General features: G+C 70.1%; 14 protein-coding genes, 1 tRNA gene and 1 pseudogene. 4 read left to right on the plus strand and 12 right to left on the minus strand.

Annotated features, from left to right (window positions below):
• The 8 genes from nuoF to JNL41_RS03340 form a co-directional block, all read right to left on the minus strand.
• On the minus strand, nt 1-1,106 hold a 1,106-nt coding region (nuoF, locus tag JNL41_RS03305), incomplete at its 3' end, for an NADH-quinone oxidoreductase subunit NuoF (RefSeq protein WP_293472849.1).
• 1 nt (nt 1,107) lies between these two features.
• Entirely contained in the window at nt 1,108-1,317 is a 210-nt protein-coding gene (locus tag JNL41_RS03310; protein ID WP_293472850.1) for a hypothetical protein, read from the minus strand.
• A complete protein-coding gene (gene nuoE / locus JNL41_RS03315) occupies nt 1,314-2,000 on the minus strand; it encodes an NADH-quinone oxidoreductase subunit NuoE (protein ID WP_293472851.1) in 687 nt (228 codons plus the stop codon). The genes JNL41_RS03310 and nuoE overlap by 4 nt, the downstream gene beginning before the upstream one ends.
• Before the next feature lie 7 nt (nt 2,001-2,007).
• Nucleotides 2,008-2,358: a nuclear transport factor 2 family protein gene (locus JNL41_RS03320; protein WP_293472852.1), complete on the minus strand. Its 351-nt coding sequence runs from the start codon at nt 2,356-2,358 to the stop codon at nt 2,008-2,010.
• Nucleotides 2,355-3,590 carry an NADH-quinone oxidoreductase subunit D gene (locus JNL41_RS03325; RefSeq protein WP_293472853.1) on the minus strand — a complete coding sequence of 412 codons (1,236 nt, stop codon included), beginning with the start codon at nt 3,588-3,590 and terminating at the stop codon, nt 2,355-2,357. Before JNL41_RS03325 ends, JNL41_RS03320 begins: the two co-directional genes overlap by 4 nt.
• Nucleotides 3,587-4,228, minus strand: coding sequence for an NADH-quinone oxidoreductase subunit C (locus JNL41_RS03330; RefSeq protein WP_293472854.1), 642 nt, complete (start codon nt 4,226-4,228; stop codon nt 3,587-3,589). Before JNL41_RS03330 ends, JNL41_RS03325 begins: the two co-directional genes overlap by 4 nt.
• Entirely contained in the window at nt 4,225-4,830 is a 606-nt protein-coding gene (locus JNL41_RS03335; protein WP_293472855.1) for an NADH-quinone oxidoreductase subunit B, read from the minus strand. The genes JNL41_RS03330 and JNL41_RS03335 overlap by 4 nt, the downstream gene beginning before the upstream one ends.
• A complete protein-coding gene (locus JNL41_RS03340) occupies nt 4,800-5,177 on the minus strand; it encodes an NADH-quinone oxidoreductase subunit A (RefSeq protein ID WP_293472856.1) in 378 nt (125 codons plus the stop codon). The genes JNL41_RS03335 and JNL41_RS03340 overlap by 31 nt, the downstream gene beginning before the upstream one ends.
• Before the next feature lie 480 nt (nt 5,178-5,657).
• Here JNL41_RS03340 and JNL41_RS03345 point away from each other — a divergent pair.
• The 4 genes and pseudogenes from JNL41_RS03345 to JNL41_RS03360 all read left to right on the plus strand — a co-directional run bounded on the left by JNL41_RS03345 (nt 5,658) and on the right by JNL41_RS03360 (nt 12,011).
• Nucleotides 5,658-5,734, plus strand: a tRNA-Asp gene (locus JNL41_RS03345).
• A 76-nt stretch (nt 5,735-5,810) separates the two neighbouring features.
• A pseudogene (locus JNL41_RS03350) lies at nt 5,811-7,418 on the plus strand (DEAD/DEAH box helicase); the annotation flags it as partial.
• A gap of 674 nt (nt 7,419-8,092) precedes the next feature.
• A complete protein-coding gene (locus tag JNL41_RS03355) occupies nt 8,093-9,670 on the plus strand; it encodes a winged helix-turn-helix domain-containing protein (protein ID WP_293472857.1) in 1,578 nt (525 codons plus the stop codon).
• Between the two features lie 130 nt (nt 9,671-9,800).
• Entirely contained in the window at nt 9,801-12,011 is a 2,211-nt protein-coding gene (locus JNL41_RS03360; RefSeq protein WP_293472858.1) for an NAD(P)-binding protein, read from the plus strand.
• 6 nt (nt 12,012-12,017) lie between these two features.
• Here the strand turns inward: JNL41_RS03360 and JNL41_RS03365 are convergent, their stop codons facing one another.
• The 4 genes from JNL41_RS03365 to JNL41_RS03380 form a co-directional block, all read right to left on the minus strand.
• The gene (locus JNL41_RS03365; protein ID WP_293472859.1) at nt 12,018-12,419 is read right to left on the minus strand and encodes a VOC family protein; all 402 of its coding nucleotides are present in this window, start codon (nt 12,417-12,419) and stop codon (nt 12,018-12,020) included.
• Nucleotides 12,420-12,457: 38 nt separating this feature from the next.
• Nucleotides 12,458-12,745: a hypothetical protein gene (locus tag JNL41_RS03370; protein ID WP_293472860.1), complete on the minus strand. Its 288-nt coding sequence runs from the start codon at nt 12,743-12,745 to the stop codon at nt 12,458-12,460.
• 98 nt (nt 12,746-12,843) lie between these two features.
• Nucleotides 12,844-13,365 (minus strand): ACT domain-containing protein, encoded by a 522-nt coding sequence (locus JNL41_RS03375; protein ID WP_293472861.1) that lies wholly within the window; start codon nt 13,363-13,365, stop codon nt 12,844-12,846.
• A 92-nt stretch (nt 13,366-13,457) separates the two neighbouring features.
• Nucleotides 13,458-14,354 (minus strand): SDR family oxidoreductase, encoded by an 897-nt coding sequence (locus tag JNL41_RS03380; protein ID WP_293472862.1) that lies wholly within the window; start codon nt 14,352-14,354, stop codon nt 13,458-13,460.
• Between the last annotated feature and the right edge of the window lie 97 nt (nt 14,355-14,451).

The raw sequence follows: 14,451 nt of genomic DNA on the forward strand, positions 1-14,451 counted from the left end.
ACCATCCGCTCCATGACCCGCCACATCCAGCCGGTGCCTTCGCGGCACGGCGTACACTGGCCGCAGCTCTCGTGCTTGTAGAAGTAGGCCGCCCGCGCGATGGCCTTCACCAGGTCGGCGTCCTTGTCGAACACGATCATCGTGCCGGTGCCCAGGCCCGAGCCCCGCGCCTGCAGGTCCTCGTAGGTCATCACCGCGACCTCGGCCTCCGCCGCCGGGATCATCCGCACCGAGATGCCGCCCGGGATGACGGCCTTCAGGTTGCCCCAGCCGCCGCGCACGCCGCCCATATGCTCTTCGATCAGCGTTTTCAGCGGGATGCCGACCGCGTCCTCGACCACGCAGGGCCGGTTCAGGTGGCCCGAGCCAGCGAACAGCTTGGTGCCGGTCGACTTCTCGGTGCCGAACTGGGCGAACCAGTCGGCGCCGCGCCGCAGGATGGTGCCCACGACCGCGATGGTCTCGACGTTGTTCACAGTGGTCGGGCAGCCGTAGATGCCGGCGCCGGCCGGGAACGGCGGCTTCAGGCGCGGCTGGCCCTTCTTGCCCTCGAAGCTCTCCATCAGCGCGGTCTCGTCGCCGCAGATGTAGGCGCCGCCGCCATGCTGCACGCGCACGTCCACGTCCCAGCCGTGGATGTTGCCGGGGCCGATCAGCTTGGCGTCGTAGGCCTGCTTGATGGCGGCCAGCAGGCGCTCGCGCTCATGCACGTACTCGCCGCGGATGTAGATGTAGGCCGTGTGCGCCCGCATGGCCTTGCAGGCGATGAGGCAGCCCTCGATCAAGAGGTGCGGGTCGTTGCGCAGGATGTCGCGGTCCTTGCACGCGCCCGGCTCGGACTCGTCGGCGTTGACCAGCAGGTAGTGCGGCCGCTCGCTCTCCTGCTTGGGCATGAAGGTCCACTTCAGCCCGGTGGCGAAGCCCGCGCCGCCGCGGCCGCGCAGGCCCGAGGCCTTGATCTGGTCGCAGATCCACTCCGGCGTCTGGGCCACGATGTCCTTGGTGCCGTTCCACGCGCCGCGCGCCTTCGCGCCATCCAGGCCCCAGTCGCGCTGGCCGTAGATGTTGAGGAAGATGCGGTCCTTGTCGGCCAGCAAACCGGGCAAGTCAGGAGTCTCCCTTGCGGCCACGCAGGGCGGCCATGAACCACAGTTGGACGGCGAAGCCGCCGACCACGGCGGCGATCACCATCGCGATCGCCCACGTCTGGCCCTGGGCGTAGAGCATGATCCCGATCACGGCGACGAGGGCCGCCACGACGTTGGCGATCATCATCACCTTGCGCCGCCGCTGGATGGTCTCGACGTCCAGGGTCATGCCCCCACCTTCGTCTTCGGCGCCTTGGGCGGCTTCGGCGGCAGGTTCGGTATGGTGATCTTCTTGGCCAGCGACCCGTCGTAGAGCTTGCTGTCGGTCAGCGTCAGCGGTTCGCCCGCGGGCGCCGAGCCCTGCCGCTTGATCTCCGAGCCCGGCTTGGGGGTCTTCCCGGCCGCGAACTCGTCCAGCAGCTTCTCGAAGCCTTCCGGCGTCAGGTCCTCGTAGTAGCGGTCGTTGATGGCCGCCATCGGCGCGTTGGCGCAGGCGCCCATGCACTCGACTTCCTGCCAGTAGAATTTGCCGTCGGCGCTCTTGTGGTTCTGGGGCCCGATGCGCCTCTTGCACACCTCCATGAGCGCCTCGGAGCCGCGCGTCTGGCAGGGCGTCGTGCCGCACACCTGCACCAGCGCATGCGTGCCCACCGGCTCCAGCATGAACATGGTGTAGAAGGTCGCCACCTCCAGCACCCGGATCACCGGCACGCCCAGCAGCTCGGCGATCGCGCGGATCGCGGGCTCGGGCACCCAGCCTTCCTGCTTCTGGACCAGCCACAGGATCGGCACCATGGCCGACTGCTGCCGGCCCGCCGGGAAGTTGGCCATCCACTGCTTCGCGGCCTTCAGCGTCGCGGGCGCGAACGCGAAGCTCGCGGGCTGGTCGGGGCTGAGACGACGAACGCTCACGCGGGCCTCACTTGCGGAAATCCACGCGGGCGATCCTGCCGCCCGCGATGGTGTAGATGGCGATCACCTGGAAGGCCTCGGTCTCGCCGTCGCGGAACACCCGCTCGTGGTCGATGACCGTGTCGCCGACGCAGATGCGGTTGGCGAGTTCGGCGCGGTTCCGGGGGAAGTCGGCGAACACCTGGGCGTACTTGGCGCGGTAGGCGTCCAGGCCGCGGATCGTGACGTCGCCGTTCAGGTCGGCCACCACCACGTCGTCGGCGAAGAACGCGCAGTGCGCGTCCAGGTCCTGGCGGTTGTAGGCGTCGAGCTGGCCGGCGGCGAGATCACCCGGCTTCAGATTGGCGGCCGCGGTCATCGGTCGATCTCCCCGAACACGATGTCCAGCGAGCCCAGGATGGCGGAGACGTCGGCCAGCATGTGGCCGCGGTTCATCCAGTCCATGGCCTGCAGGTGCGGATAGCCCGGCGCGCGGATCTTGGCGCGGTAGGGCTTGTTGGTCCCGTCGCTGACCAGGTAGACGCCGAACTCGCCCTTCGGCGCCTCGACGCAGGCGTAGACCTCGCCCGGCGGCGTCCGGTAGCCCTCGGTGAACAGCTTGAAGTGGTGGATCAGCGACTCCATCGAGCGCTTCATCTCGCCGCGGCGAGGCGCGGTGATCTTGTTGTCCTCGATCAGCACCGGACCCGGCGTCTTCAGCAGCGCCTCGCAGCACTGCTTCATGATCTTCGTCGACTCGCGCATCTCCTGCATCCGGCAGAGGTAGCGGTCGTAGCAGTCGCCGTTCACGCCCAGCGGAATGTCGAAGTCCATGTCGTTGTAGGCGGCGTAGGGCTGGCTGCGGCGCAGGTCCCAGGGGATCCCGGAGCCGCGCACCATCACGCCCGAGAACGAGCGCGCGATGGCCTCCTCGCGGGTCACCACGCCGATGTCGACGTTGCGCTGCTTGAAGATGCGGTTGTGGGTGATCAGGCCTTCGATGTCGTCGCAGATGCGCGGGAAGCCGTCGCACCAGTCGGCGATGTCGCGCACCAGCGCCTCGGGCAGGTCCTGCCGCACGCCGCCCACGCGGTAGTAGTTGGCGTGCATCCGCGCGCCCGACGCGCGCTCGTAGAACACCATGAGCTGCTCGCGCGGCTCGAAGCCCCAGAGCGGCGGCGTCAGCGCACCCACGTCCATGGCCTGGGTGGTCACGTTCAGCAGGTGGTTCAGGATGCGCCCGATCTCGTCGTAGAGCGTGCGGATCAGCAACGCCCGGTACGGCGGCGTCACCCCCAGCAGCTTCTCGATCGCCAGGCAGTAGGCGTGCTCCTGGTTCATGGGCGCCACGTAGTCGAGGCGGTCCATGTAGGGAATCGTCTGCTGATAGGGTCTAGCCTCCATCAGCTTCTCGGTGCCCCGGTGCAGCAGGCCGATGTGCGGGTCCACCCGCTCCACCACCTCGCCGTCCAGCTCCAGCACCAGGCGCAGCACGCCGTGGGCCGCCGGGTGCTGCGGGCCGAAGTTGATGTTGAACTTGCGGACCGGGGTCTCCGGCGTCTCGGGCGCGTAGAAGTCGGTGGCCGCCGCGGGGCTGTTGTCGCCGGTCATGTCTTGTCCCCGGTCTTCTCGCCAGGGCCCTTCTCGTCGCCGGGCAGGATCGGGGCGAAGCCCTTCTCCACGCCTTCCCAGGGCGAGAGGAAATCCCAGTTGCGCCACTCGACCGACTTCACGGGCTCGTAGACCACCCGCTTCAGCTCGTCGTCGTAGCGGACCTCGACGTAGCCGGTCATCGGGAAGTCCTTGCGGAGCGGATGGCCGTGGAAGCCGTAGTCCGTCAGGATGCGCCGCAGGTCGGGGTGGCCGTCGAAGAACACGCCGTACATGTCGAACGTCTCGCGCTCGAACCAGTCGGCCGCCGAGAACACGCTCACCACCGACGGCACCGCGGTGTCCTCGTCGGTCTGCACCTTCAGCCGCACGCGCCGGTTCTTCGTCAGCGACAGCAGGTGGTAGACCACGTCGAACCGCAGCGGCCGCTCGGGATAGTCCGCCCCGCAGAGGTCGATGAGCTGCTGGAAGCCCTGCGCATCCTTCAGGTAGGTCAGCGCCTCGACCACCCGGCCCGCCGGCCCGGTCAGCGTCAGTTCGCCGAACGCCACCGACGACCCGGTGATGACGCCCTTGGCCTCCTTGACGATGGCCTTTCCGAGCTTGGAAAGCTCGCTCTCGCTCGCGGGCCAGCTCATCGCACGATCGTCCCGGTGCGGCGGATCTTCTTCTGCAGTTGCAGCACGCCGTAGACCAGCGCCTCGGCGGTCGGCGGACAGCCCGGCACGTACACGTCCACCGGCACGATCCGGTCGCAGCCGCGCACGGTCGAATAGCTGAAGTAGTAGTAGCCGCCGCCGTTGGCGCAGCTTCCCATCGAGATCACGTACCGCGGCTCGGGCATCTGGTCGTAGACCTTGCGCAGCGCGGGAGCCATCTTGTTCACCAGCGTGCCGGCCACGATCATCACGTCGCTCTGCCGCGGGCTGGCGCGCGGCGCGAAGCCGTAGCGCTCCAGGTCGTAGCGCGGCATCGAGGCCTGCATCATCTCGACCGCGCAGCACGCGAGGCCGAACGTCATCCACATCAGCGAGCCCGTGCGGGCCCAGGTGATCAGGTCGTCGACGCCGGCGGTCACGAAGCCCTTGTCGGCCAACCGCTGCGACACGCCGTCGAAGAACGGGTCATGCTTCTGCGGGTCGTAGCCTTCGACGGTCGTGCGACCGGCGGAGCCCGCCGGGACGATCGCGCCGCTACCCGGGGGAACGATCACTCCCATTCCAGGGCGCCCTTCTTCCACTCGTAGATGAAGCCCACCGTCAGCACGCCCAGGAAGGTCATCATCGACCAGAAGGCGTACTTCGCCGCATCCGGCGGCAGCTTCATCAGCGCCACGGCCCACGGGAACAGGAACGCGACTTCCAGGTCGAAGATGATGAAGAGAATCGAGACGAGGTAGAATCGCACGTCGAACTTCATCCGTGCGTCGTCGAAGGCGTTGAAGCCGCATTCGTAGGACGACAGCTTCTCGGGATCGGGCGCCTTGGGCGCCAGCACCGAGGCGAACAGGATGAAGACGATACCCAGCACCGCCGCGATCCCCAGGAAGATCACGATGGGCAGGTACTCGAGCAGGAAGTCGTTCACGTAAGTCTCCGGAGGGAGTCGCGGCGCCCTTCTAGACCGATCATTCCGGTGTTTCAAACCGCCTTGTGCAGCGCGAAACGGAGGTTTTTTCGGAAGTTGCGAACCCTTCTCAATTAGCCGGCCGACGAACCTTCAGAGGCATCCCGCCGAGCGGCCTCAGGGCCACGTCGGTCCTGGGCTGCACGACGTGTCCGGGCGCGGGTTCGAAGGCGTACTCCGCCACCCAGCGCGAGAGCAGGATCAGCGCCCCGGCCTGCCGACGCCGCCGTGGATCGCGGTCGGCGCGTAGCACCCGTCTTCAAACCGCGGGAACGCGAGAGAACGCGGAGGCGCCGGGCCGTTCGTGACCCTTCCGCACCGTTCCTCGTTCCGCGGGTCCCTGCAAATCCGTGCGGCGGATGGTCCCCCGAGCACTCAGTCGTTGACACGATTCCGACCCGCCCATATGAGACGCGCCTTCGCAGCGCCGGACGGCATTGCGCGGGTGTAGCTCAGTTGGTTAGAGCGCCGGCCTGTCACGCCGGAGGTCGCGGGTTCGAGTCCCGTCACTCGCGCCACTTCCGGTGGCGAACTCCCCAAATCCGAACAGACTCCTGACGCCAGGCGCCGTTCGCCGCGTTAGAGACCTTGCCTATGGCCTTCCCCGCCACACATCCCGCCCTCGCCCGCGCGCTCGACGCGCAGGGCTATCAGGAGCCGACGCCGGTCCAGGCCGCCGTCCTCGCCGCCGAGCCCGACCGCGACCTGCTGGTCTCGGCCCAGACCGGGTCGGGCAAGACCGTCGCCTTCGGCCTTGCCGCCGCGCCGACCCTGCTGGGCGAGGCCGAGCGGTTCGATCGCGCCGCCGCGCCGCTGGCCCTCGTCATCGCCCCGACGCGCGAGCTGGCCCTGCAGGTCGCGCGCGAGTTCGGCTGGCTCTACGCCCCGGCCGGCGCGCGCATCGCCACCTGCGTCGGCGGCATGGACGCCCGCGCCGAGCAGCGCACCCTGAACGGCGGCGCCCACATCGTCGTCGGCACGCCCGGCCGCCTGCGCGACCACCTGGAGCGCGGCAACCTCGACCTCTCGGCCCTCAAGGTCGTCGTCCTCGACGAGGCCGACGAGATGCTCGACATGGGCTTCCGCGAGGACCTCCAGGAGATCCTGGACGCCGCGCCCGCCGAGCGCCGCACCTTCCTGTTCAGCGCCACGATCGCGCGCGAGATCGCCGCATTGGCCAGGCGCTACCAGCGCGACGCGGTGCGTATCGACACCATCCGCCGCGACGAGAGCCACGGCGACATCGCCTACCGCGCCGTCCGCGCCGCCCCGACCGAGATCGAGAACGCGGTCGTCAACGTGCTGCGCTACTTCGAGAGCCCCGGCGCGCTGATCTTCTGCGCCACCCGTGAGCGCGTGCGCTACCTCCACTCCGCCCTGCGCGAACGCGGCTTCGCGGTCGTCCAGCTTTCCGGCGAGCTGAGCCAGAAGGAGCGGTCCGACGCGCTCCAGGCGCTGCGCGACGGCCACGCCCGCGCCTGCATCGCCACCGACGTCGCCGCGCGCGGCCTCGACCTGCCCGACCTCGGCCTCGTGATCCACGCCGACCTGCCGGCCGGCCCGCCCGCCCTGCTCCACCGCAGCGGCCGCACGGGCCGCGCGGGCAGGAAGGGCGTCTCGGTCGTCATGGTCCCGCACCCCAAGCGCCGCCAGGCCGAGCGCCTGTTGCAGATCGCCGGCGTCGACGCCGAGTGGTCGGGCCCGCCGCTGCCGGAGGAGATCCGCGCCAGGGACCAGGCCCGGATGCTGGAGGACCCGATCCTCACCGACACGCCCACCGCCGAAGACGTCGAGCTGGCCCAGCGCCTGCTCGCAGACCGCAGCCCCGAGGCCGTCGCCGCGGCCCTGGTTCGCCTCTACCGCTCGCGCCTGCCGGCGCCGGAGGAGATGCTGCCCGACCGCGGCCCGGATCGCGGCGGCGAGCCCCGGCCGCTCCGTCCCGAGCGCCAGGCCCAGATCGAGTCCGCCGACGGGAGCTGGTTCCGCCTGCCCGTGGGCCGTTCGAAGAACGCCGACCCGAAGTGGCTGGTCCCGCTGATCTGCCGGCTGGGCCACGTCACCAAGAAGGACATCGGCCTGATCCGCATCTTCGACCATGAAACGAAGTTCCAGATCGCCCCGGACGCCGAAGGCCGCTTCCTCGAGGCCGTCCGCGCCGCCGCGGACGCCGGGGAGATCCGTATCAATCCCTCCAGCGCGCCGGGGCCCCAGGCTCCGCGTGGCCCGCGTCCCCACGGCAAAGGCCCGCCCGGCAAGCCCGCGCCCGGCAACCGCGGTCCCAGGCCGCCGCGCGGCCCTCGCCGCTGAGACCACCGCGCCGCACGGACGCACCCTTGACGCGACGAGATGTCACGGAACATCTCAGGCGTGTGTATGCGAAAAAGAACCCCCGGTCCCTGTACGCGGACCGGGGGCTTCAGAGGGGGCCTACGGGTCTAGGGTCCCGCAAGCTCTCGCCGGTTATCGAATCTGCAAGGCGACCCCCCAGCCACCTTCCAGACCCCTCGCCGAGCGAGCTGGGCTCGCACCGGCGAGCCCGGGGAGAGGTCTCGACGCTTCAAGGCGCCCCCCCGGACGCAATCCGTCTGCCAGTCCGCCCGCGGGAGCTAGGCGGCGGCGTCGGGACCGGGACCTAGGGCCGAGTGTCGGGTCTGCCCTGGGTCCCCGGATGCGGTCGAAACCCACGTCTAAGATCATCAGGAGTAGCTCCGACCCGACATGGAGCGGTTCCGATCTTTCCCCGAGCAATTCCCGATCTTTCCGCCTTGGTTGCGGCGCAGCGCGCCACTAGGTTGTGAGGAGCGTCCGAGTCAGGGGGTCGCGGGCGAGCGGGGCCGCAGGGACCCGTTCGCGGGGTAAAACGGGACTGGAGTTCTATGCAGCTTGCCCATGAGAGTGGGTTCACCATCGGTGCGCTCGAGGTGCGTCCGCCGACCCGCGAAGTGATGGCCCCCCATGGGCGTGAGGTCCTCCAGCCCCGCGTCATGCAGGTGCTGGTCACGCTCGCGCGGGCGGACGGCGGCGTGGTCAGCCGCGACGACCTGATCGCGGAATGCTGGGACGGCCGCGTCGTCGGCGAGGACTCCATCACTCTGGTGATGAGCAAGCTGCGCAAGCTGGCAGCGAGTTGCGGCGGCGCCTTCATCGTGGAGACCATCCCTCGCGTGGGCTATCGCCTGCTCGCCGATCGCAGCCCCGGCCCGGCCTTCGAGCCTTCCACGGGCCCGGCCGGCAAGGCGCGCCCCCGCATCGTCGTGCTGGAGTTCACCCACCAGCCCGGCGACGAGGACCAGGCCTGGTTCGCCGAGGCGCTGGCCGACGAACTCACCGCCGGCCTGTCGAAGTCCCCGCTCCTGTCGGTGACGCCGCGCCAGTCACTGCTGGTCTCCGACGTCGTGGGCGCCCCGCCCGGGGCCATCTGCGCGCGCCTGGGGGTGGACTACGTGATCGACGGCAAGGTCCGGGCGCTGGGCGGGACGGTCCGCGTGTCGGTCGACCTGATCCGCGGCGTCGACGAAACCAGCGCCTGGTCGGCCCGCTACGACCGCAGGATATCCGACCTCTTCTCGATGCTGGACGAGATCACCGCGTCGATCATCGGCACGGTCGAGCCCGCGGTCCTCGAGCAGGAGGAACTGCGGGCGCTCAAGACCCCCGAGCACAGCCTGCTGTTCTGGCGGCTCTTCGTGCAGGGCCGCCGCCATTTCTGGCGCTCGACCACCAGGGACGTCCGCGCGGCCGAGCAGTTCCTCGAGCAGGCCCTCGAGATCGAGCCCGAGGACGTCTCGGCGCTTTCGATCCTGGCCCACTGCCGGCTGTTCGACGTGTGGAGCGGCGTCTCCGCCGATCCCACCGCCGCCGTCGCCGACGCCCACCGGATCGCCCTGAAGGCCGTGTCGGCAGGCCAGTCCGACGCGTTCGCGCACTTCACCCTGGGCGTCGTGCTCTCGCTCCTGGACCGGCTGCCCGAGGCCAAGGCCGAGCAGCGCCGCGCCCTGGAGCTCAACCCCTACCTCGCGGCGGCCTCGGGCGAGATCGGCCGCCTGATGGCGTTCGAGGGCGAGTCCGCCCAGGCCATCGCCCACAGCGAGCGCGCCATCTCCGCGAGCCCCAACGATCCGCAGGCCTGGCTCTGGTTCCGGTCCAAGGCGCTGGCGCGCTTCTCGGCCGGCGACTTCGCCACCGCCGCCCTCGACGCCGCCGACGCCCGCGCGCGCAAGCCCGAGCGGTTCTCGCTCTGCTATCTCGTGGCCGCCTGCTACGCCGCCGACGGCCAGATGGACCAGGCCCGGCGCGCGCTCGACGAAGGCGACCGCCTCGCGCGCGAGCAGCTCGGCGGCGAGGGCCCGGGCTATACCCTCGAGGCGCTCCGCACCGGGCACCCGTTCGTGCGCCCGGAAGATTCCGAACGTCTCGTCGAGGCTCTGCGCGGCGCCGGCTGGTCGGGTTCCTGACCTTCGGCGAACACCGGCCACCGCTGCGGAGTTGTCCGCGACACAGCGCCGCCCGGGCGGCGCGCTTAACCTAAACAAAACCTATGATCGCCACAGTACTCAACCTAAGCGTCAGGTTGGGGGATGCGGGATGACTAGCGCGAAGAAGCCACAGAAGGTGGCGATTCTGGGCGGCGGCATGGGGGGTCTTGCGACCGCCTACAACCTCTCGAACCGACCCGGCTGGCGCGACGACTACGACATCACGGTCTACCAGCTGGGCTGGCGGCTCGGCGGCAAGTGCGCCTCCTCGCGCGGCGAGAACGCGCGGATCGAGGAGCATGGCATCCACGGCTTCGTGGGCAGCTACTTCAACGCCATCCCGATGATGCACGAGGTCTACGCCGAGTTGAACCGGCCGGCCGGCGCCCCGCTCGCGACCTTCGACCAGGCCTTCATCCCCTCGAACTTCGCCATGATGTGGGAGTACGAGAACGGCGGGCTCAAGCCCTGGCCGACCCGCTTCCCGGAGAACAGCCACTCGGCGATCGACCCGTCCGGCTACAAGGGACTCGAAAGCTCGATCACCTCGATCATCTTCGAGGTCCAGTCGATGCTGGACGCCGCCAAGGGCGTGCCGAAGATCGTCGAACTCGCCATCGACGCCCTGCTCGGCAAGGCCGCCGACCAGTGCCGCGAGATTCCGCTCTCGGAAGGTCCGAACCACCCGCTGGTGGGCGAGATCAAGACGGCCCGCGCGCTCATCACCGGCGTCGTGAAGACGATCGACAAGTTCGCGCCGGGCATCCTCGAACACTGGGACGACCTGCGCCACGCGCTGATGACGCTCGACTTCTACTCGACGATGATCCTGGGCGCGCTCGAGGACAACGTCGTGGTCAACGGCTACGACGGCCTCGACGACGAGAACTGGTCCGACTGGCTGATCCGCCACGGCATCGACGCGGCCACGCTGAAGTCGCCCGTCGTGATGATCACGGTCAACATCTGCTACCAGAGCCCCAACGGCGACACCTCGCGCGCCGCCCGCATGGCGGCCGGCGCCTTCCTCGACTGGACGCTCCGCACCTGCGCCTACTGCGAGGCCTTCCTGTGGAGCTTCGCCGCCGGCAGCGGTGAGACCGTCGTGGCGCCCATGTACGAGGTGCTGAAGCGCCGTGGCGTGAAGTTCGAGTTCTTCCACAAGGTCGACGCGCTGCACATCGACCCGCGCGACCGCCGCTCGATCGAGTCGGTCGAGTTCACGCTGCAGGCGACGCTCAAGGATCCGGCCCGGGGCTACGATCCGCTGATCGAGGTGAAGGGCCTGCCCTCCTGGCCCCATCGTCCGCTCTACGAGCAGCTCGTCGAGGGCGAGTACATGCGCGCGCTGCGCCAGGACCTGGAGTCCTACTGGTGTCCCTGGCCCAGCGCCGAGTTCCCCCACCTGCGACAACCCAGGATGTTGCGCCGCGGGGCGGACTTCGACGAGGTGGTGTTCGCGATCTCGCTGGGTGCAGTTCCCTTCCTCTGCGACGAGTTGATCCAGGAGAGCCCGCGCTGGGCCGACATGGTCGCCAACATCCCGTCGGTGCAGACGCAGGCCATGCAGCTCTGGCTGTCCAAGGACCTCTACGAGCTGGGCTGGGCCGAGAAGCTGGATCCGGCCAAGAACGAGGTGCCGATCACCGGCACCTACTTCTGCCCGCCGAACGGCAACGCCGAGTTCCACGACCTGCTGAAGTGGGAGGAATGGCCGGCCGACAACCGGCCCAGGGCCCTGTGGTACTTCTGCGGCCTGATGCCCGACTACGAGCCGATGCCGCCGTTCTCGGACCACGAGTATCCGGCCCGCCAGGCCGAGCGGGTCAAGGCCCAGTGCATCCAGTACCTGCAGGCCTCCATCGGCACGATGCTGCCCAAGGCGACCGTGCGGGCCAACAACCCGATCGGCGACCCCATGGGCCTCGATTTCGACCTCCTCGTCGACACCCGCGAGGTCGGCGCGCCCGGTTCTCCCGGCATCCGCGGCGTGCAGCGCTTCGACAGCCAGTTCTGGCGCGCCAACATCGACCCAACCGAGCGCTACGTCACCACGCCGCCCGGCAGCGTGAAGCACCGCATGGAGGCCTGGGGCTCGGGCTTCGACAACCTGACGCTCGCCGGCGACTGGATCTACACGGGACTGAACGTAGGCAGCTTCGAAGGCGCCACCATGAGCGGCAAGCTCGCGAGCCACGCCATCGCCGGCTACCCCGCGCTGGGCGCCGTCATCGGCTACCCCACCGTGCCGCGGCCCCAAGCCACGGCGTGCCCGCCGCCCGCCTTCGGAAGCAGTCCGCGCCTCAAACTCGTCGGCTGAGCGGGGTCAGCGGGTCGGCTGCCAGTTGGCGGCCGGCTGGAACAGTTCGACCACGTTCCCCGACGGGTCCTCGATCAGCACCTGCGAGCCGCCCGGGCCCGACAGAATCTCGTTGCGGAACTTCACGCCGAGTCCCCGCAGCCGCTCCGCGTCGGCGGCGATATCGTCGGTGATCCACTGGAAACGGTTCCAGCCCCCGGGCTCCGGCTGTCGTCCGTCGGGCATCGGCCGGCCCGCCGAACTCGCCCTGCCGCTCAGCAGGAGCCGAAGGTTCCCCAGCGCCACCGACCCGAAGGCCGGCGTCGACATGACCGCCTCGAAGCCGAAGCATGCGACGTACCAGTCCACGGCGGCGGCGACGTCGTCGACCATGTAGCGGACATTCACCGTCTCGAAGGGCGCGGCCATCTCGGGTCTCCTCGTCACGGGCGCCTGCCCCGCCGACCTCAGAAGACGCCGACCGCGAGCTGGGCCCAGATCAGCACGAAGATCGCGGCGATGACCAGCCCGGCGGCGATCCGGTAGGCCGGGCGCGGCGTCATCCACGCGGCGACCTCGAACGCGCCGCAGGCGCCGATCAACATGCCGGCGAAGACCGCGAAGTCCTCCCGCCCCCAGTTCACCTCGCCGGTGACCTGCATCGCCACGGCCGGCGCCAGCAGCAGCGCCGCCGCGCCGCCCCACATCGCCAGCCGCCACCGCCCGTCGCGAAATCCGCCCTTCGACGCCGTCATCGCCTGACCCTCATGCCGAACCCGGGCCCCAGGCTCCCATGCCGCCCCTGCGGTCCTGATGCGCCCCGTATGGAATTCCGGTGCAGACGCGGCCCGGTTCAGCCTTCCGCCGGGGTCAGTGAGGCGTCGACCATGATCTCGGCCGAGATGTCCTCCAGCGCCGCCTGCACCTGCGCCGCGCCCATCCCCGCCGGAAGCCGCAGGCGGGCCTCCATGTGGAAGAGGGCGCCGCCGGAGTGGGGCTCGGGGCTGATGCGGGTCTCGAAGGCCTCGATGTTGACCCCCAGGCCGGCCAGCACCGCGGTCACCTGGCGCACGATGCCGGGCCGATCCTGGCCGACCAGGCTGAACCGCAGCGCCTCGCCGCCGGTCCCCGCGCCCTCGATGGACGGCGCGATGCGCACCTCCAGCCCGCCGGCGTCGACGGCCCGCACCGCGTCGCGCAGGGCCTCCAGCCTGTCCGCCTCCAGCGCCACCAGCACCGAACCCACGTAGAGCCCGCCCAGTTGCGACAGGTGGCTCTCGAGCCAGTTTCCGCCGGCGGCAAGGACCGCGCCCGCCAGCGCCTCCGTCAGCCCCGGCCGGTCGCTGCCGCTCACGCTCAGGATCACCGACGCCACGTCTCGCCCTCCAGCTTCGCGCCCTCGCGCGGGCCGCCATCAGCCCGGCGCGCGGCCCCGGGTCAAGAGGGGGTGGGTCAAGAGGGGGCGGGTCAAGAGGCCGGCAGCTTCAGGTCCGCCAGATCCTCCAGCAGGCCGGGCCCGGTCGGCCGCCAGCCCAGCCGCGCCTGCGTCAGCGCCGAGGACGCCGGCGCGTCGTGCCCGGCGAACATCGCGAGCCAGCCGAAGTAGTCGGCCGCCTCGCCCTGGTCGATCGAGCGGACCGGCAGTCCGAGACGCTTGCCGAGCGTCTCGGCGATGGCCCGCAGGGTCACGCCCTCCTCCCCGACCGCATGCCAGCGCGCCCCGCGCGTCCCCCGCTCCAGCGCCAGCCGATACAGCCGCGCGACATCGCCGACGTGCGCCGCGGCCCAGCGGTTGGCGCCCTCGCCCACATAGGCGCAGAAACCCCTCGCGATCGCCGCCTGGATATAGGGGCTGACCAGTCCCTGCTTCTCCGTGTCGTGGACCTGCGGCAGGCGCACGACACCGGCGTTCGCGCCCTCGGCCGCCGCGGCCTGCGCCGCCTCTTCGGACGCCGCGCGCGGGATCGCGGTGGCGCTGGCCGCCGGATCGTCCTCGCCGATCATCTGCCCCGGCCGCGCCGCGCCCATGCCCGTGCCCGACGTCACCAGCAGCGGCTTGGCCGTCCCGGCCAGCCCGGCCGCCAGCGCCGCGATCGCGCGCCGGTCGTCGTCGCAGTTCTGCATGTAGGTCGAGAAGTCGTGGTTGAACGCCAGGTGGATCACCCCGTCCGCCGCCGCCGCGCCCGCCGTCAGGCTCGCAGCGTTCGCCAGCGACCCGCGATGCGCCTCGGCTCCGGCCGCGGCCAGCGCCGCCGCACCGGCGTCCGACCGCGTCAGCCCCAGCACCGTGTGGCCGGCCCCGATCAGTTCGGCGGTCACCGCCGCCCCCACGAACCCGGTCGCCCCGGTCACGAACACACGCATCGTCCATCTCCGTTCGCCCATGACGTGAGCGTCCTGTTCCTGCCCCAACTCCGCTCATCCCGCATTCGCGGGGCTGAGCAGGGGTATGTGGTGAGGC

This window comes from Phenylobacterium sp. (assembly GCF_016793285.1).
In the GTDB taxonomy this organism is placed as follows: domain Bacteria; phylum Pseudomonadota; class Alphaproteobacteria; order Caulobacterales; family Caulobacteraceae; genus Phenylobacterium.